The organism is Rhodococcus zopfii NBRC 100606 = JCM 9919, from assembly GCF_001895025.1.
Taxonomy (GTDB): Bacteria; Actinomycetota; Actinomycetes; order Mycobacteriales; family Mycobacteriaceae; genus Rhodococcus; species Rhodococcus zopfii.
This window is the reverse complement of the sequence record NZ_BCXI01000018.1, coordinates 87,557-105,756: the sequence shown is the minus strand read 5'-3', so window position 1 is coordinate 105,756 and position 18,200 is coordinate 87,557. Positions and strand designations below refer to the sequence as shown.

Annotated in this window: 16 protein-coding genes; 3 read left to right on the top strand and 13 right to left on the bottom strand. The window is 69.8% G+C overall.

Annotation, left to right across the window (positions count from 1 at the left end):
• Positions 1-8: 8 nt before the first annotated feature.
• The 3 genes from RZ1_RS13950 to RZ1_RS13940 all read right to left on the bottom strand — a co-directional run bounded on the left by RZ1_RS13950 (position 9) and on the right by RZ1_RS13940 (position 3,480).
• Positions 9-941, bottom strand: coding sequence for an NAD(P)H-dependent flavin oxidoreductase (locus RZ1_RS13950; protein ID WP_072812717.1), 933 nt, complete (start codon positions 939-941; stop codon positions 9-11).
• Between the two features lie 23 nt (positions 942-964).
• Complete coding sequence (gene lepA / locus RZ1_RS13945) at positions 965-2,809, bottom strand: translation elongation factor 4 (RefSeq protein ID WP_072812715.1); 1,845 nt, start codon at positions 2,807-2,809, stop codon at positions 965-967.
• A gap of 161 nt (positions 2,810-2,970) precedes the next feature.
• Complete coding sequence (locus tag RZ1_RS13940) at positions 2,971-3,480, bottom strand: winged helix-turn-helix transcriptional regulator (RefSeq protein WP_072812714.1); 510 nt, start codon at positions 3,478-3,480, stop codon at positions 2,971-2,973.
• A 137-nt stretch (positions 3,481-3,617) separates the two neighbouring features.
• Between RZ1_RS13940 and RZ1_RS13935 the strand changes: the two genes are divergently transcribed.
• Positions 3,618-4,787 (top strand): acetyl-CoA C-acyltransferase, encoded by a 1,170-nt coding sequence (locus tag RZ1_RS13935; protein ID WP_072812713.1) that lies wholly within the window; start codon positions 3,618-3,620, stop codon positions 4,785-4,787.
• A gap of 78 nt (positions 4,788-4,865) precedes the next feature.
• Here the strand turns inward: RZ1_RS13935 and RZ1_RS13930 are convergent, their stop codons facing one another.
• Positions 4,866-5,159, bottom strand: a complete 294-nt coding sequence (locus RZ1_RS13930) for an antibiotic biosynthesis monooxygenase family protein (protein ID WP_072812711.1) — start codon at positions 5,157-5,159, stop codon at positions 4,866-4,868.
• 68 nt (positions 5,160-5,227) lie between these two features.
• On the opposite strand from RZ1_RS13930, the gene RZ1_RS13925 reads away from it, so the two are divergent.
• On the top strand, positions 5,228-5,797 hold the full coding sequence (locus tag RZ1_RS13925; protein ID WP_072812710.1) for a type II toxin-antitoxin system PemK/MazF family toxin: 570 nt from the start codon (positions 5,228-5,230) through the stop codon (positions 5,795-5,797).
• A 37-nt stretch (positions 5,798-5,834) separates the two neighbouring features.
• Here RZ1_RS13925 and RZ1_RS13920 read toward each other — a convergent pair whose 3' ends face one another.
• The 4 genes from RZ1_RS13920 to RZ1_RS13905 form a co-directional block, all read right to left on the bottom strand.
• Positions 5,835-6,617 carry an aquaporin gene (locus tag RZ1_RS13920; RefSeq protein WP_072812709.1) on the bottom strand — a complete coding sequence of 261 codons (783 nt, stop codon included), beginning with the start codon at positions 6,615-6,617 and terminating at the stop codon, positions 5,835-5,837.
• A 73-nt stretch (positions 6,618-6,690) separates the two neighbouring features.
• Complete coding sequence (locus RZ1_RS13915) at positions 6,691-7,521, bottom strand: transglutaminase family protein (RefSeq protein WP_072812708.1); 831 nt, start codon at positions 7,519-7,521, stop codon at positions 6,691-6,693.
• 8 nt (positions 7,522-7,529) lie between these two features.
• Positions 7,530-8,504 carry an alpha-E domain-containing protein gene (locus RZ1_RS13910; RefSeq protein ID WP_072812706.1) on the bottom strand — a complete coding sequence of 325 codons (975 nt, stop codon included), beginning with the start codon at positions 8,502-8,504 and terminating at the stop codon, positions 7,530-7,532.
• On the bottom strand, positions 8,504-10,153 hold the full coding sequence (locus tag RZ1_RS13905; RefSeq protein ID WP_072812705.1) for a circularly permuted type 2 ATP-grasp protein: 1,650 nt from the start codon (positions 10,151-10,153) through the stop codon (positions 8,504-8,506). The genes RZ1_RS13910 and RZ1_RS13905 overlap by 1 nt, the downstream gene beginning before the upstream one ends.
• Positions 10,154-10,344: 191 nt before the next feature.
• Here RZ1_RS13905 and rpsT point away from each other — a divergent pair, with 191 nt between their 5' ends.
• Positions 10,345-10,605, top strand: a complete 261-nt coding sequence (rpsT, locus tag RZ1_RS13900; protein WP_072812704.1) for a 30S ribosomal protein S20 — start codon at positions 10,345-10,347, stop codon at positions 10,603-10,605.
• Between the two features lie 81 nt (positions 10,606-10,686).
• Here the strand turns inward: rpsT and holA are convergent, their stop codons facing one another.
• The 5 genes from holA to RZ1_RS13875 all read right to left on the bottom strand — a co-directional run bounded on the left by holA (position 10,687) and on the right by RZ1_RS13875 (position 18,199).
• Positions 10,687-11,649: a DNA polymerase III subunit delta gene (gene holA, locus RZ1_RS13895; protein ID WP_072812703.1), complete on the bottom strand. Its 963-nt coding sequence runs from the start codon at positions 11,647-11,649 to the stop codon at positions 10,687-10,689.
• The gene (locus RZ1_RS13890; protein ID WP_083583683.1) at positions 11,646-13,994 is read right to left on the bottom strand and encodes a ComEC/Rec2 family competence protein; all 2,349 of its coding nucleotides are present in this window, start codon (positions 13,992-13,994) and stop codon (positions 11,646-11,648) included. Before RZ1_RS13890 ends, holA begins: the two co-directional genes overlap by 4 nt.
• The gene (locus tag RZ1_RS13885; RefSeq protein WP_072812700.1) at positions 13,991-14,854 is read right to left on the bottom strand and encodes a ComEA family DNA-binding protein; all 864 of its coding nucleotides are present in this window, start codon (positions 14,852-14,854) and stop codon (positions 13,991-13,993) included. Before RZ1_RS13885 ends, RZ1_RS13890 begins: the two co-directional genes overlap by 4 nt.
• 139 nt (positions 14,855-14,993) lie before the next feature.
• Positions 14,994-16,517 carry an NADH-quinone oxidoreductase subunit NuoN gene (gene nuoN / locus RZ1_RS13880; RefSeq protein ID WP_238071750.1) on the bottom strand — a complete coding sequence of 508 codons (1,524 nt, stop codon included), beginning with the start codon at positions 16,515-16,517 and terminating at the stop codon, positions 14,994-14,996.
• Positions 16,518-16,561: 44 nt separating this feature from the next.
• Complete coding sequence (locus RZ1_RS13875; RefSeq protein ID WP_072812697.1) at positions 16,562-18,199, bottom strand: NADH-quinone oxidoreductase subunit M; 1,638 nt, start codon at positions 18,197-18,199, stop codon at positions 16,562-16,564.
• Position 18,200: the final 1 nt, after the last annotated feature.

The following is an 18,200-nucleotide window of genomic DNA, read 5'->3' as shown; positions in this document are numbered from 1 at the left end:
CCGCGGAGCTACCGGAAGCGCGTGAGCAGCGATTCCGCCTGCGCTGCGATATCCCGGATCACGTCCCCGGCCGGCCGCTGTTCCCGCACCAGGCCCGCCGCCTCTCCCGCGTACACGACCCCGATGTCCGGATCGTCGCCGACATACGCGTCGGCGATCGTCTGCTCGTCCGCACCGCGACCGTGCCAGCTCGCGGTGAAGTCGTTGGCGAGCGCCCGCCCGCCCCACCGCGCCGGCCACGGCTGATGCCGCGCCTTGTCGAAGACGTCGGTGTAGACGGTGTCGGCGCTGCCTGCGGCGATCAACTTGTCCCGGGCGTAGGCCGGGCCGACCGTCTCCGGACTGGCCAGCAGCGCGGTGCCCACGAACGCGCCCTCGGCACCGGCCGCGAGCACCGCCGCCAGTCCGCGACCAGACGCGATGCCGCCCGCGGCGAGGACCGGGAGCGACGTCGACTCGAGAACCTCCTGCAGCAGCGGCAGCGTCCCGACCCGGCCGGTGTGGCCGCCCGCCTCATGTCCCTGCGCAACGACCGCGTCGACGCCCGCGGCCTCGACGACTCGCAGGTCGTCGATCGTGTTGATCTGCGAGATCGCCAGCGCGCCGGCCTCGTGCACACGTTCGACGTAGGGCGCGGGGTCGCCGAACGACAGGGACACCACCCGCGGTCGCAGGGCGAGCACCGCACCGAGCAGCGAGTCGTCGTCGGCCAGCGACCACGTCATCAGGCCGAACCCGAGCAGTCCCCCGCCGATCTCCCGCGCGGTGCGGGCCTCGGCCTCGAGCCACTCGGGGGTGTTGTAGCGGGCCGCGCCGATCAGGCCGAGACCCCCGGCGCGGGTGACCTCCCCGGCCAGGGTCCCCCCGGCTCGCCCACCCATCGGTGCTCCGACCAGCGGGACGGTGATGCCGAGTTCACGGGTTAGCCAGGTGTCGAGCACGGGGATCCTTCCGGTGGGTGGACCTATTTCTTCGGCTTGTCGGAGGCAGCCTCCGACGACAGCGCCGCGACGAACGCCTCCTGCGGCACGTCGACGCGACCGATCGTCTTCATGCGCTTCTTGCCTTCCTTCTGCTTCTCGAGCAGCTTGCGCTTACGACTGATGTCACCGCCGTAGCACTTGGCGAGCACGTCCTTGCGGATGGCGCGGATGTTCTCGCGCGCGATGATCTTCGATCCGATCGCTGCCTGGATCGGCACCTCGAACTGCTGCCGCGGGATCAGCTCCCGCAACTTGGTGGTCATCTTGTTGCCGTACGCGGCGGCAGCGTCCTTGTGCACGATCGCACTGAACGCGTCGACGGCCTCGCCCTGCAGCAGGATGTCGACCTTCACCAGCGCCGCTTCCTGCTCGCCGGCCTCCTCGTAGTCGAGGCTCGCGTAGCCGCGGGTCCGGGACTTGAGCGAATCGAAGAAGTCGAAGATGATCTCGGCCATCGGCAGCGTGTAGCGCAGTTCGACGCGGGTCTCGGACAGATAGTCCATGCCGCCGAGCTCGCCGCGGCGGCTCTGGCACAACTCCATGATCGAGCCGATGAACTCGCTAGGCGAGATGATCGTGCACTTGACGATCGGCTCGTAGATCTCGCGGGCCTTGCCCTCCGGCCAGTACGAGGGGTTGGTCACGATGTGTTCCTGGCCGCCCTCGAGGACCACCCGGTACACGACGTTGGGTGCCGTCGAGATCAGGTCGAGACCGAACTCGCGCTCGAGGCGTTCGCGGGTGATCTCCATGTGCAGCAGACCGAGGAAGCCGCACCGGAATCCGAAGCCGAGCGCGACGGACGTCTCCGGCTCGTAGGTCAGCGCGGCGTCGTTGAGTTGCAGCTTGTCGAGGGCGTCGCGCAGGTCCGGATAGTCCGAGCCGTCCACCGGGTACAGGCCGGAGTAGACCATCGGCCGCGGCTCGCGGTAGCCGGTGAGCGGTTCGGTCGCGCCGCCGCGCGCCGTGGTCACGGTGTCGCCGACCTTCGACTGGCGCACGTCCTTCACGCCGGTGATGAGGTAGCCCACCTCGCCGACGCCGAGGCCGGCCGTCGCCTTCGGTTCCGGCGAGACGATGCCGACCTCGAGCAGTTCGTGGGTCGCGCCGGTCGACATCATCTTGATCTTCTCGCGCGGCACGATCTTGCCGTCGACGACACGGACGTAGGTGACGACGCCGCGGTAGGTGTCGTACACCGAGTCGAAGATCATGGCGCGGGCCGGCGCGTCCGGGTCGCCGACGGGCGGCGGCACCTGACGGATCACCTCGTCGAGCAGTTCCGCCACACCCACACCGGTCTTGCCGGACACGCGCAGCACGTCGTCGGGTTCGCACCCGATGATGTTGGCGATCTCCGCGGCGTAGCGGTCGGGATCGGCGGCGGGCAGGTCGATCTTGTTGAGGACCGGGATGATGGTCAGATCCTTGTCGAGCGCGAGATACAGGTTCGCGAGAGTCTGCGCCTCGATGCCCTGCGCCGCGTCGACGAGCAGCACCGCGCCCTCGCACGCCTCGAGCGCGCGGGACACCTCGTAGGTGAAGTCGACGTGACCGGGCGTGTCGATCAGGTGCATGACGAATTCGTCGTCGCCGACCTTCCAGGGGAGCCGCACGTTCTGCGCCTTGATGGTGATGCCGCGCTCACGCTCGATGTCCATCCGGTCGAGGTACTGCGCACGCATCGCGCGTTCCTCGACGACACCGGTGAGCTGCAGCATCCGGTCGGCGAGGGTGGACTTGCCGTGGTCGATGTGCGCGATGATGCAGAAGTTCCGGATCTTCGACGGATCCGTGAACGTCTTCTCCGCAAAGTTGCTGGTCAAGCCCTATTCCCTCGTCTCACTCGCACACCGACACCGACCGTGTCGTCGCGACCGGTCCCGTTCTCGTCCCGTTCCAGGATCGCATCCGCCGCAACCCGTGGCCTTCCATCATCCCCTGGACCCTGCTCGGCCGGCACATCCAGGGTCTCGGCCGGGCTCGCTCAGGACGGAGACTGCTCCGTTCCCGCCCGAATTCGTTGCCGGTTGATGCGCACCCGCAGATCGTCGAGCCCGACCTCGTTGCCGTCTTCACTGCGGATCTGCACCCGAACCGGTGTGCTCGTGGCGTCCTCGACCAGCTGCAGCGGTCCGCCGCCACGGTGCAGGTACTTGTCGCCCCACTGCATGAGCGCGAGCACCGCGGGCAGTAGATCACGTCCCATGTCGGTGAGCACGTACTCGTAACGGGTGCGCTGCCCGGGCTCACGGTACGGGCTCCTGGCGAGCAATCCGGCCTCGACGAGTTCCTTCAGGCGCGCCGAGGCGACGGCGTCGGTGATGCCCACGCGGTGCGCGAAGTCGTCGAACCGCGTGGTGCCGTAGTACGCCTCGCGCAGGAGCAGCATCGCGGATCGGGTTCCGACGATCCGCATCGCGCGGCTGATCGAACACTGCTCGCCGGCCTCCCACGCCGACCGGTCCGCGAGGGGTCCTTCGAGCTTCAGCGCCATGACCCAAGACTACTGACTTGAAATGGGCATAGCCAGATGCGCGCCATCTGAGTATGGTTTTGCATAGTTAGAGGGTTTCTCCCATCGAACCGAGCATCGGGGTCCGATCCGACGCTCACGAACGAGAAGGGCACGCAATGAGAGACGCAGTGATCGTCGAGGCCGTCCGCACCCCCCTCGGCCGCGGCAAGGAGACCGGCGCGCTGCACGACGTGCACCCGGTGGACCTGATGGCCCACAGCCTCCGCGCGGTCGTCGACCGCAGCGGCGTGGACCCGGACCTGATCGACGACGTCATCGGCGGCGTCGTCAGCACCGTCGGCGAGCAGGGCGCCAATGTCACCCGCCGCGCTACGCTGGCAGCCGGATACCCCGAATCGGTGCCGGCGACCACCGTCGACCGGCAGTGCGGCAGCAGCCAGCAGGCGCTGCACTTCGCGGCGCAAGGCGTGATCTCCGGTGCGTACGACATCGCCGTCGCGACCGGGGTCGAGTCGATGAGCCGGGTCCCGATGGGCTCGAGCATGCTGGGCACGACCGATCCGAGCGGCGTCGCCTTCGCCGAGCGTTACCCCGACGGCCTGGTCCCGCAGGGCATCAGCGCCGAGCTGATCGCCGCACGCTGGGGCATCTCCCGCACGCAGATGGACGAGTTCGCACTCGCCAGCCACGCGAAGGCGGCAGCCGCGACGAAGAACGGGCTGTTCGACGCGGAGATCAGTCCCGTCGGCGAGGTCCGCACCGACGAGGGCATCCGCGTCGGCAGCACCGTGGAGACCCTGGCCGGTCTACGCTCCGCCTACTTCGACGAGGCGGCGGCGCGGCGATTCCCGCAGATCGGGTGGAACGTGACGGCGGCCAACGCGAGCCAGGTCACCGACGGCAGCGCGGCGCTGCTGGTCACCACGAGCGACAAGGCGCGCCGACTCGGGCTCACTCCCCTCGCCCGGGTCCACAGCGTCGCGGTCGCCGGGGACGACCCGCTCCTCATGCTGACCGCCGTCATCCCCGCCACCCGCAAGGTGCTGGCCCGCGCGGGCCTGACCCTCGACGACATCGACCTGTTCGAGGTCAACGAGGCCTTCGCGTCGGTGGTGCTCGCCTGGGCACAGGAGACCGGAGCCGACCTGAGCAGGGTGAACGTCCACGGCGGCGCCATCGCGCTCGGACATCCGCTCGGAGCCAGCGGCGCCCGCCTGGCGACCACGCTGGTCCACGCACTCGGTGAGCACGGCGGCCGATTCGGACTCCAGACCATGTGCGAGGCAGGCGGATTGGCGAACGCCACCGTCATCGAACGGCTGTGAACCCGTTGGGCGCCGGCCGAGACGACGGTTGGCGTACCGTTTTTCGGTACGCCAACCGTCAGGCCGGGAGCTTCTGCGTCAGCCGTCGACCTGCTCGTAGTGTTCGACGGTGGGGAACGGGTCGTAGAAGTGGTGCAGCAGCCGACGCCACTGCTGATAGTCCGCCGATCCGCGGAATCCCTCGGTGTGGTCCTCGAGGGTGTCCCATTCGACGAGCAGCAGGTACGCGCCGGGCCGTTCGAGGCACCGGGACAGGCTCACGCGGCGGAAGCCGGGCATCCGGGAGACGATCTGCCTGGCCTGGGCGAAGGCCGCTTCGAACTCCGTGGACATGCCCGGTTTCACCTGTAGCGGTGCGTGTTCGATGATCATCGACGAAGCGTAGTGCGCCCGAGCTCGGCGGCGCCCATCGCAGGCCCGCGGCGCTAAGCTCGGGGACCGTGGCGGGCACGTGGAAGAAATTCGGAAAGCAACTGGGCAAGCTGGCGGTCGAGCAGGGTCCCCGGCTGCTCGACCAACTGCAGCGATCCGGCGCTGTGGAGAAGGCCCGCACCGCACTCGGCAGCGGCTCGACGCAAACCCGTCGGCCCTCCCCCACACCCGGCCGGCCGGTGACTTCGCACAGCGCGCCGACCGCGCACCGGGCCCGGCGCCTCGACTATGCGCCCGACCTCGATGGCCGCGCCGATCCCGGCGAGATCGTGTGGACCTGGGTCGCCTACGAGGAGGACGCGAGCCAGGGCAAGGACCGGCCCGTTCTCGTCGTCGGACGCAACGGCTCCGCCTTGCTCGGGCTGATGCTCTCGACGAACAGCGACCGCGACGGGCACCGGGACTGGCTGGCATTGGGGCCGGGCCCGTGGGACGCCGAGAACCGGCCGAGCTGGGTTCGGCTCGACAGAGTTCTCGACGTCCCGGAGGAAGGCATCCGGCGCGAGGGCGCGATCCTGGACCGGAAGCGGTTCGACACGGTCGCCGCCCGCCTGCGCGCCGACTTCGGCTGGCGGTGACATCGGACGGCGGTGATCACCGGGCGGGAGTAGCCCGCTACGCGCGCAACCCGCGAGTGGTCCCGAACAGCAGGCGGTAGACCAGCGCGCCGAGTGCGCCGCCGACGAGCGGGAACACGATGAACACCCACAGTTGACCGAGCGCCCCGACCTGGTAGGGCGCGACCGCGAGGCTGCGGGCCGGGTTGACCGAGGTGTTGTCGATCGGGATCGCGATCAGGTGGATCACCGTGAGGGTGAATCCGATCGCGACACCGGCCATGAGCACATCCGCCACCTGATCGGTCGCCGAGAGCACCACGAACACGAGCAGCGCGGTGAGCAGCACCTCGATCAGAATCGTGGCACCGAGGCCGTAGCCGTTTTCGAGTACGCCCCCGAGCGGACCCTTGATCGCCGAGGGACTGTGCGCACCCCACCCGTTGGCACCGAGGCCGTCCACGGTCCGGTCGTATGCGGGAAGCGACTGCGCGATCGTGTAGATCACGACGCCGGCGAGCAGACCGCCGACGAACTGAGCGATCCAGTAGCCGACGGCGCGGGCAGCGGTGATGTGGCCGACGATCAACTGCCCCACGGTGACCGCGGGATTGACGTGGCAGCCCGAGATCGGGCCGATCGTGTAGACGAGAAACAACAGCGTGAGGCCGAAGGCCAGCGCAACACCGAGGTTGCCGACCTTCGCTCCGGCGAAGACCGCGGTGCCGACGGCGGAGAACACCAGCACGAACGTGCCGATCGCCTCCGCCACAAACTTCCCGATGTCCGAGAATTCTTCCTTCTCGGCGAATTCTTGAGCAGTTTCGTGTTCGAAAGTCATGCGACCACCTGGCGGGTTCGCGGCCCCGCAGGGCCGATCCGAGTCGATCCGACTTCCCCCTGCGTTCGGCACCTTACGCAAGCCGGGTGACCTCCACAACAACCTCGTGTGCCGTGGCGCCGACGCCGGTGTAGATACCTTTGAGCGGCGGCACGTCCGCATAATCCCGTCCCACCCCGACCGAAACGTGCTGTTCACCGACGAGCGCCAGATTGGTCGGGTCGTAACCCCACCACGCACCGGTCCACGCTTCGATCCACGCGTGGGACTCTCCGGCAGCGGTCACGCCGATCTCGGCGTGCGCCTGCGGATGCAGGTATCCCGAGACGTAACGCGCGGGAATACCCATGGCTCGCAACAACAGCAGCGTCAGGTGCGCGTAGTCCTGGCACACCCCGCTGCGATCGGCGTATGCCTCCACCGCCGAGGTGTGCACACCGGTGGAGCCGGGCACGTAGTTCATCTCCTCGTGCACCCATCGCGCGGCGGCAAACACCGCCGAGACCGGGTCGAGTGTGCGGGCCAGGTCTCGCGCGACCTTCGCGAGGTTCTTGTCCGACGGCACGAACACCGTCGGCACCACCAGTTCGTCGAACCGGTCGCGGATCGGTTCCGAACGCAGATCGGCCCAGTCGACAATCGCGTCGGGTGGTCCCGACACGTCGGTTTCGACGACGGACAGGCCGGTGACGTCGAGCGAGGTGTGCGGAGCGTGCAGGTCGAACGCGGTGACCGCGCTGCCCCAGTAATCGGTGTAGCGGTAGGCCCGTGTCGCCGGGACGGTGTCGACGCGGGACAGCACCACCGTCTGCCGGCCGTCCGACCGCGGCGTGAGGCGAGCCTCGTTGAACGACGAGGTGACCGGCCCTTCGTATCCGTATCCCGTGGTGTGCACCACGCGCATCCGCCAGCTCACAGTTCTCCTTCCACCGGCACGCGGTCGAGTTCCACGGCGCCCGCATCGATCCACGCCACCCAGGGGGTGGAGTGGAAGAACTGACGCGCGATCGCGTCGCCGACCTTCCGGCACATGTCCTGCAGGGTCAGCAGGCGCTCGGCCAATTCCTCCACGAGGACCCCCGGCTCGAGGAATTCCAGTTCGCTGCGGGCCCGTCCCAGCAGGCGCTGCGCCTCGTTGCCGGATCCGAGCCGGTTGTCCGACGCATCGTCGAGTTCGGCCAGGCAGCGTTCCGCCTCACCGATCGCACTGAACACCGACCGCGGAAACAGCCGGTCGAGCAGCATGAACTCGACGATGCGGCCGGCGTCGAGCGCACCCCGATAGGTGCGCAGGTAGGTGTCGTGGCCGCCCGCCGATCGCAGCACCGTCACCCACGTCGGCGATGTGGGCCGGTCACCGGCCCGCGACAGCAGCAGCCGCACGGTCATGTCGACGCGTTCGATGGACCGGCCCAGCAGCAGAAACCGGTAGCCGTCGTCGCGGCACAGCGTGCTGTCGGCCAGGCCCGCGAACATCGCGGCGCGTTCCTCGATGTAGCGGAAGAACTCGTGGGGACCGAGACGTTTCGATGCACGCTCGCGTTCCGCAAGACCGTGGTAGGTGGTGTTCAGGCACTGCCACATCTCGGTCGAGGTGACCTCGCGGGCACCGCGCGCATTCTCCCGCGCGCCGGCGATCGTCGACGCGATCGACGTGACACCGTCACGTCCGAACGCGACGAGGTCGACGACCGTCTGCACGTCCAGTGCCCCGGCGGGTTCGGCGAATCCGAGAACCCGCAGCAGCCGACGGCACGTCTCGTCGGGGTCGACCGTCGAATCCTCGAGCAATTGGTGGACCGCGACGTCCATGATGCGGGCCGTGTCGTCGGCCCGTTCGACGTAGCGGCCGATCCAGAACAACGATTCCGCGTTGCGAGCCAGCATCAACGACCCCTCCCGTTCTGTTGCTGTTGCTGCTGTTGCTGCTGTTGGGTGTCGCTCAGTTCCGGTCCGCGATCCACGGACCCGACATGCACCGGTTCCGCGACGACGCGATCGCCGCCGAGTTCGCGCTCCTCACCCGAGCTGCGGGCGGCGAGCACCCAGGTGTCCTTGCTGCCGCCGCCCTGACTGGAGTTGACGACCAGCGATCCCTCGGGGAGAGCGACCCGTGTCAGCCCACCCGGCAGGACCCACACGTCCTCGCCGTCGTTGACCGCGAACGGCCGCAGATCCACGTGGCGCGGGGCGAGGACGTCGCCGGCGCGGGTCGGGACGGTCGAGAGCTGCACGACGGGCTGCGCGATCCAGCTGCGCGGGTCGGCGCGAATCTTGCGGGCCATCGTCTTCAGCTCGGTGGCCGAGGCATCCGGACCGAACACGATGCCGTATCCGCCGGAACCCTCGACCGGTTTGATCACCAGTTCGCCGATGCGGTCGAGGACCTCCTCGCGTTCCTCGTCGAGCCAGCAACGCAGGGTGTCGACGTTCGGGAGCAGCGGTTTCTCGCCGAGGTAGTAGTCGATGATGTCCGGCACGTAGGTGTAGATCAGCTTGTCGTCGCCGACGCCGTTGCCGACGGCGCTGGAGATGACGACGTTGCCGGCGCGGGCCGCGTTGAGGATCCCGGCGACCCCGAGCACCGAGTCGGGCCGGAAGTGCATCGGGTCGAGATAGGCGTCGTCGATGCGGCGATAGACGACGTCGACCTGCTGTTCGCCCTCGGTGGTGCGCATGTAGACGATGTTGTCGCGGCAGAACAGGTCGCGGCCCTCGACGAGTTCGACACCCATCTGCCGGGCCAGCAGGGAGTGCTCGAAGTAGGCGGAGTTCGCGATCCCGGGCGTGAGCACCACGACGGTCGGATCGGCGGCGTTCGGGGCCGCCGCGGCACGCAGCGCGTGCAGCAGGCGCAGCGCGTATTCGCCGACCGGCCGGACCTTGTGTTCGAGGAACAGGTCGGGGGCCACCCGGGCCATCGCCCGCCGGTTCTCCATGACGTAGGACACTCCCGACGGGGACCGCAGGTTGTCCTCGAGTACGCGGAAGGTGCCGGTCTCGTCACGGATCAGGTCGATCCCGGCGACGTGGATGCGCACCCCGTTCGGTGGCACGATGCCTGCCGCTTCGCGGTGGAAGTGCTCGCACGAGGTCACCAGCCGTTTCGGCACGACGCGGTCGCGGAGGATGTGCTGCTCGCCGTACACGTCGTGGAGGAACATCTCGAGCGCCCGCACCCGCTGGGTGACGCCGCGTTCGAGCTTGGACCATTCCGCGGCGGCGATCACCCGTGGAACGAGGTCGAGCGGGAAGGGCCGTTCCTGGCCGGACAGGGAGAAGGTCACACCCTGGTCGGTGAACGCCCGGCCGAGCGCCTCGGTGCGGGCGGTGAGGTCCTCCGGCCCCTTCGATTCGAGGATCCTGGACAGCCGCCGGTACGGCGCGCGGACGCGGCCGTCGGCGTCGAACATCTCGTCGTACGCCGCGCCGGCCGCGGCCGCGTCCGGGTAACCGTCGAAGACGTCGATGGTCGTCGACCGGCGCCGCGATCCGGGTCGGGCGGCAGCGTCGAGGGAGGGGTTTCGGCGGCTCATGCCGGAATCCTTGTACACCGAAAGCGCAGGTGCAGAGTCGGAAACCAACTTGTCACAGGGAGGTAATCTCCGGTGCCCGACGCGGCCGCTTTGGTATTGCGCCGGCCCGCTGGTATCGTCGTACGTCGGTGCGCATTGGTGCACCCAGAGCTTTCCGACCAGCTACCCAGCAAAACGACAGGATTTTACGCGTGGCCAACATCAAGTCCCAGGTGAAGCGGATCCGCACCAACGAGCGCAACCGACTCCGCAACCAGTCGGTGAAGTCCTCGCTGCGCACGGCGATCCGTTCGTTCCGCGAGGCCGCGGCCGCCGGCGACAAGGACAAGGCCACCGAGCTCCTCGTCTCCACCAGCCGCAAGCTCGACAAGGCCGCCAGCGCGGGTGTCATCCACCCGAACCAGGCCGCCAACAAGAAGTCGGCCCTGGCGAAGGTTGCCAACCAGCTCTGAGGTAGAACGCAAGCTCTGGCTCCGACAAGACCGCCCTCCTCGAGGGCGGTCTTTCGTCGTCGGTCCCGGCCGGACGGGTGATCAGCGGCCGGGCAGCGCAGCGATCCGGCGGACCGCTCGCTCGACCGCGTAGTCGGCGTCGGCGGCGATGCCCTTGACCTCGCCGTTGAGTGCGGCCACGATCGCCAGCCCGGACGCGACCGAGTCCGGATTCCACGCGCGGGCCTGCGCCTGCGCCTTCTTCACCTTCCACGGCGGCATCCCCAGATCCGACGCCATCGCGAACGGATCCCCGCGGCCGGCAGACCCGACCCGCGCGATGGTGTGCACCGCATCGGCCAGCGCGTCGGCGAGCAGCACGTGCGCGACACCGCGGTGCATCGCCCAGCGCAACGCCTCGAGCGCCCCCGCGGTGTCCCCCGCGACAGCCTTCTCCGCCACCTCGAACCCGGTGACCTCGGCCTTGCCGGAGTAGTAGCGAGTCACCGCGGAGACATCGACCTTCCCGCCGGTGTCCGCGCACAGCTGACCGCACGCGGCGGCCAGTTCCCGCAGATCCGAGCCCACCGCGTCGAGCACCATCTGCACGACGTCGGGCGCCACCCGCACTCCGGCCGCCCGGAACTCGGCGCGGACGAAGTCGACGCGTTCGCTCGCCTTGGTGACCTTCGGGCATTCGTGGGTTTCGGCGCCGCACTTCTGCAGCGACCCGACCATCGCCTTGGCGCGACCACCGCCGGTGTGCAGGATCACCAGCGTGACGCCCTCGGGCGGCGCGGCCGCCGCATCGAGGATCAACGCGACCGCGTCCTTCCCGGCCTCGGCGGCGGCTTCGAGCACCACCACGCGATCCTCGGCGAACAGCGACGGGCTCAGCAGCTCGGCGAGTTCCGGGGCGCCGGCATCGCCCGCGCGCAGCCGGGACACCGGCAGTTGGGCGCCCGCGCCGCTGGATTCGCGCACGGCGGCGACTATCCCGGCGACCGCGCGTTCGACGAGCAGTTCTTCCTCGCCCAGGACCAGGTGCAGTTGCGTCGCGCTCACGGACCGATCGTGCCACGGTGGTCGGACACAACGGCAAGGGCCCCGGAGCCGGCCCGCAGCACGGCGATGTCCCCCAGCACGTCGGTACTCAGCACCCGCGTGCCCAGTTCGTGCAGAGTCGACAGGGTCTCCGGGTGCGGATGCCCGAACGGGTTGTCGCGTCCCACCCCGACCAACGCGACGCGCGGCCGCACCGCCGCGAGGAACCTCGGCGACGATGTCCGTGAGCCGTGATGCGGAACCTTGAGCACATCGGCCCGTACGTCGGCGCCCGACCGCAGCAGTGCCTCCTGCGCGCCGGCTTCGGCGTCACCGGTCAAGAGCACCGATCCGATCGGGGTGTCGGCCCGCGCGACCAGCGACCGGTCGTTCTCCTCACCGCCGCCCGGGCCGGCGCCGAGCACCCGGACGGTGATCGTCCCGACCGTGAACAGCTCGCCCCGGTTCGTTTCCCGCGTCGGCACCGCGAACCGTCGCGCGGTCGCGACCAGGTCGGCTCCCCCGGGTCGGCCGGTCGCGCCCGGGCCGGTGACGACGACCCCCACCGACCGATCCGCGAGCACCCCGTCGAGACCACCGACGTGATCGGCATGCAGGTGCGTGATCATCAGCATCGGGATGCGGGTCACCCGCAGCCGGCGCAGGCACCGGTCGACGGTCGCCGGGTCCGGCCCGGTGTCCACGACGACCGCGCCGCCGTCGCCCGTGGACAGCACGAAACTGTCGCCCTGTCCCACGTCGCACGCGACGATCACCCAGCCCGTCCCGGGCCAGCCCGGCTGCCGGATCCACATCGGCACGCACACCGCCGCCGCGGCCAGCGCCGCGACCGCGACGATCCGCCGGAGCCGGCGGTGCCGCACCACCACCCACCCGCACACGATCGCCGCGACGACGCTCACGGCACCGGCCGCGCCCGCCGGCACCGCCAGTTCGGCCGTGGGCAACGACGCCGATCGTTCGGCCACTTCGAGTAGCCACCACAGCATCGGGGCGGCGCCGCGCGCGAGCAGTTCCGCTGCCGGCGGCCACACGGCGCCGCAGACGACGATCAGCGATCCGAGCACCGTGAGCGGCGGAAGCACCGGCGCCACAGCCACATTCGCAACGATCGCGACGACGCTGACCGTGCCGGACAGGGCCGCGACGATCGGGGCGGTGACCACGAACGCCGCCGCGGACACCGCGCACACCTCGGCGACGGCCCGCGGGCAGCCACGTGCCCGCATACGTGTCACCCAGCCCGGTGCCACCGCGATCAGCCCGGCCGTCGCGACGACCGACAACGCGAAACCCGCATCGGCCGCGAGGTCCGGTGCGGCGATCAGCAGCACCCCGATCGACGCGGCGAGCGCCGGCATCGCCTGTCTGCGTCGCCCCACCACCAGCGCGAGCAGCGCGACCGACCCCATCGCGGCGGCGCGTAGCACGCTCGGTGACGGTCGCACCACGACGACGAATGCGACGAGCGCCAACACGGCGAGGGCGGTGCCCGTGCGCGGCCCGATTCCCAGTGCCCGCACGAGCAGCAGCACCGCGCCGAGCACGATGCTCACGTTCGCCCCGGAAACCGCGGTCAGGTGGGTCAGGCCCGCGACCCGGAACTCCTCGCGCACGTCGTCCGGGAGGTTCGAGGTGTCCCCGACGATCAGCCCCGGAAGCAGACCGGCGGCATCGGGCGACAGCACGGTGTGCGCCGCAGACACGAGTCGTTCCCGTACGGTCGCGGCCCACCGCTGGTGCAGCGGCGGCGGCGCGACCGCGCGCGGTGGGCCCTCCGCCCGCACCAGCGCGACCTCGAGTCCCGGGCCGTCCGCGACGGCCAGCGTGCCGCGCACCGTGATCCGTTGTCCCGGAACGAGTGCCGCCCAGGTATCGGCCGCAGCGAACAGGACCAGGGACCCACCCGCGTCGATCCGCTCCCGCCCGAGCTGCGCGGACCGCAACGACGCCGGAACCCGAACCTGCGGAGCGCCGCCGAAATGATTCTGCCGTAACGGTTTCGGATCGCCGTCGAGTACCACCTCGGCGGTGACGCTCGCCCCGCGTGCCGCCGCGATCGCGAGCGGATGCGTCTCGGCGACACCGGCTCTCACCCCGACGGCGACGCCGTAGCCGGCGCCGATCAGGAATGTCGCGAGCAGTGGTCCCGCGACCGCCCGGACGGCCCGGGAACCCCGCACCCGGGCGGTGGCGGCGACGCCCGCCAGCAGAATCGCCATCACCGAGACGGCCAGGGCTGCCCGCTCTCCCGCATACAGACCGACGAGCGTGACGGCCCACGCCGCGGCCGCGCAGGGCACGAGCCGGGCATCGAGCCGAGCGTTCACACGATCGCCTGTCACACCATCACCAGTGGCCGCAGTCGCGCGAGCCGGGCCGGGCCGATGCCGTCGACCTCGCCGAGTTGCTCGACGTCGGTGAACGGCCCGTTCGCGTCGCGCCACGCGATGATGGCCGCGGCGGTCACCGGGCCGACCCCGGGCAGCGCGTCGAGCGCCGTCTCGTCGGCGGTGTTCAGATTCACCGGTCCTGCACCGTCTCCCGACGGCGAGGCGGGTGATCCCGCCCCGATGCCTGCGTTCGACACGCCGCTCGCGGGTGGCGGTGGATCCGGCGGCACGGCACCGACGACGATCTGGTCCCCGTCGGCGACCCGTTGGGCCAGGTTGATGCCCGCGAGGTCGGCACCGGGCAACGCTCCCCCGGCCGCGGTCAGCGCATCGGCGACCCGCGCGCCCGGCGCCAACGTCACGAGCCCCGGCGCGCCGACCAGTCCGACGACGCTGGCGACCAGTTCCGCGGGCTCGGCAGCCTCCGTCGCCGTGCCGCTCGGCGCGGAAACACGCGGCTCGGAAGGGAGCGGTTCGGATACCGTCGACACGGACGGTAGTGGCGGAACAGGCTGCGGGACAGGCTGATCACGCCACACCACGATGAATGCGACGAGTGCCGCGGCGACGCCGACCACACCGAGGGCCGCGGTACTGCCGCGTCCGGTCTGCCAGCGCGCCGCGCGCAATCGGTCGATCAGCCGCAGCGGTTCCGCCTCGCCGGCGAGCCCGTATCCGTCGTCGCGGCCGTCGCGATCGCCGGCCGCCGATGATGCTTCCCTGTAATCACCGGCCGCCCCGTGGTCACCGGCAGCGCGGGCGATCGCGTCCAGCCTCGACCGGACCCGTTCTCCGTCGTCACCGCTCCCCATGCCGCGACGTTAACCACGGCGGCTCCGGCTCGGGGCCGGGCGGCGACGGATCGGGCAGATCTGTGGATGGATCGGGCGCCTGTGGACAACTCGGCACACGGCCGGTCACCGAAAGAACACCATCACCGAAAGAACACCGTCACTGGAAGAAGCCCGCTGCCCGGTCCGCGAGATCGAGTACCGGCTGCGGAACGATTCCGAGCACCACGGTCACCAGCGCGGACACCGCGACGACCACGCCGGTCACCCCACCGGGCGCGACGACCGTCGCCGCGTCATCGTGGGCCTCGGTGAAGAACATCAGGACGATCACCCGCACGTAGAAGTACGCGGCGATCGCGCTGCACACGACACCGACGACGACGAGCGGCGCGGCACCACCCTCGATCGCGGCGCCGAACACTGCGAACTTGCTGACGAAACCACTGGTCAGCGGGATACCGGCGAACGCGAGCAGAAACAGGGCGAACGCCGCGGCCACGACCGGGGATCGCCGGCCCAAACCCGCCCAGGCAGACAGATCGCCTGCTTCCCCACTGCGGTCGCGGACGAGGCCGACGATCGCGAACGCCCCGACCGTGCTGATCCCGTAGGCGAGCAGATAGAACATCGTCGACGCGACGCCCGCGTGGTTCGCCGCGACCAGGCCGGTGAGGACGAAACCGACGTGGGCGACGGACGAATACGCGAGCATCCTCTTGACGTCGCGCTGGGTCACCGCAACCACCGACGCGACGACCATCGTGAGGACCGCGACGGCCCCGAGCACCGGCTGCCAGTTCGCGCTCAGCCCGGGCACCGCGACGTAGAACACCCGCAGCAGCGCCCCGAAGGCGGCGATCTTCGTCGCCGACGCCATGAACGCGGTGACCGGCGTCGGGGCGCCCTGGTAGACGTCGGGGATCCACGACTGGAACGGCACCGCACCGACCTTGAACAGCAATCCCACCGCCAGCAGCGCCACCCCGATCAGGGCGAGCGTGTCGTCACCGGATCCGTCGGCGACCGCCGCCGCGATGCCGGACAATCGCACCGTACCCGCGTACCCGTACAGCAAGGCCATGCCGTAGAGGAAGAACGCCGACGAGAACGCGCCGAGCAGAAGGTACTTCAGTGCTGCCTCCTGCGACAGCAGCCGGCGGTGACGGGCGAGGCCGCACAGCAGGTACAGCGGCAGTGACAGCACCTCCAGGGCCACGAACATGCTGAGCAGGTCGTCCGATGCGGGGAACAGCATCATCCCGCCGACCGCGAACATCGCGAGCGGGAACACCTCGGTGGTGGTCGCTCCCCGGTCTGCCGCCGCGCGTTCGGCGGCGCTGCCGGGCGGTACGGACGGTTCCGGCGCGAACGCGTCGACAGAAGATCGAGCCCCCGCGGCGGCCGGGACGGTCTCCGCGACTGCCGGGTGCCGTTGCGCGATCAGTCCGACCGCGAGGATCGAAGTCAGCAGGATCGCGCCTTGCAGGAACAGCGCCGGGCCGTCGATCACCACTGCGCCGAGCACCGCCGACCTGCTGGTCCCTGCGAGCGATACGACCGCCACGAACGCCGCGACGAGCCCGGCGACCGCGAGCCCGAACTGTGTCGAATGCCGGGCCCGGTGGGGCACGAACGCCTCGACGAGCACCCCCGCGACCGCGACACCGAACACGATGAGCATCGGCGAGAGCAGACCGTATTCGATCGACGGTGCGCTGATCTCGTTCACTCGGATTCACCTCCCTGCTGGGGCATCTCGGCATCCGGATCGGCGCCCACCACCGTTCCGGCCAGTGCCGGACCGGGCACGGTGGGCGCCGGGTCGGTCTGCCCGATCGTGGTCATCGTGTGGTTCACCGCCGGGTCGATCACGTCGAGCGCCGGTTTCGGGAACAGGCCGAGCACGATCAGCAACGCGATGAGCGGCGCCACGACGACCAGCTCGCGCGGCACCAGATCGCGCATCTTCTCGGTGCCGGAGGCGAGCGGCCCGGTCATCATCCGCTGGTACAGCCACAGCACGTAGACCGCGGAGAGCACGAGCGCGCCGGTCGCGAACACCGCGGCGATCCCGTACCGCGGGAAGGTACCGATCAGGACGAGGAATTCGCTGATGAACGGGGCGAGTCCGGGCAGCGACAACGTCGCCAGGCCCGCGACGAGGAACGTGCCGGCCGCGATCGGCGCGGCCTTCCGCACCCCGCCGAACGAGGCGATCATGCGGGAACCCCTGCGGGAGACCAGGAATCCCGCGATGAGGAACAATGCCGCCGTCGACAGCCCGTGGTTGACCATGTACAGCGTCGATCCGGTCTGTGATTGGCTGGTCATCGCGAAGATCCCCAGCACGATGAACCCGAAGTGCGAGATCGAGGTGTAGGCGATCAGCCGCATCACATCGGTCTGCCCGATGGCCGCGATCGCGCCGTACAGAATGCCGATCACCGACAGGGTGACGATCAGCGGCGCGAACGTCGCCGACGCCTCCGGAAACAGCTGCAGGCAGTATCGCAGCATCGCGAACGTGCCGACCTTGTCGACGATCGCCATCATCAGCACGGCACTGGCCGGGGTCGCTTCCACGGCGGCGCCGGGCAGCCAGCTGTGGAACGGCCACAGCGGCGCCTTGACCGCGAACGCGAACATGAATCCGAGGAACAGCGCGTTCAGCAGGCCCGGGGAGGCACCGAGATCGCCGGCGGTCGCGGACGCGACCACCTCGCGGAAGTCGAACGTCCCCGCACCCTGATCGACGGTCAGGATGTACAGGCCGATGACCGCGGCGAGCATCATCAGGCCGCCGAACAGGTTGTAGAGCAGGAACTTCACCGCCGCGGCGGATCGGGTGGCCCGGTCCTGCGCGCGACCGAACCCCCCGATGAGGAAGTACATCGGGATGAGCATCGCTTCGAAGAACACGTAGAACAGCAGGATGTCGAGGGCGGTGAACGCCAGCAGCACCATCGCCTCGACCACCAGGATCAGCGCGACGTACGCGTGCGGCGTCTTGCCCGCGATCCCGTTCCCGCCCTCGGCCGCCCGGGTGTCGTTCCAGCCGGCCAGCAGCAGCAACGGCACCAGCACCGCGGTGAGCAGCACCAGCACCAGTGCGATGCCGTCGACGCCGAGCGTGTATCCGGCGCCGAAAGCGGGGATCCACTCGTGGGCTTCCACGAACTGGTACTGCGCTCCCCCGGGCTCGAATCGCACCGCCACGACGATCGCGAGCACCGCGACCACCAGCGACACGGCCAGCGCACCGGCCTTGGCGAGGTCGGGTCTGCGCGCGGGCACCATCCACACGAGCAGCGCGCCGGCCGACGGCACCAGCCAGAGCGCGCTCAGCCACGGGAACTGGTTCATC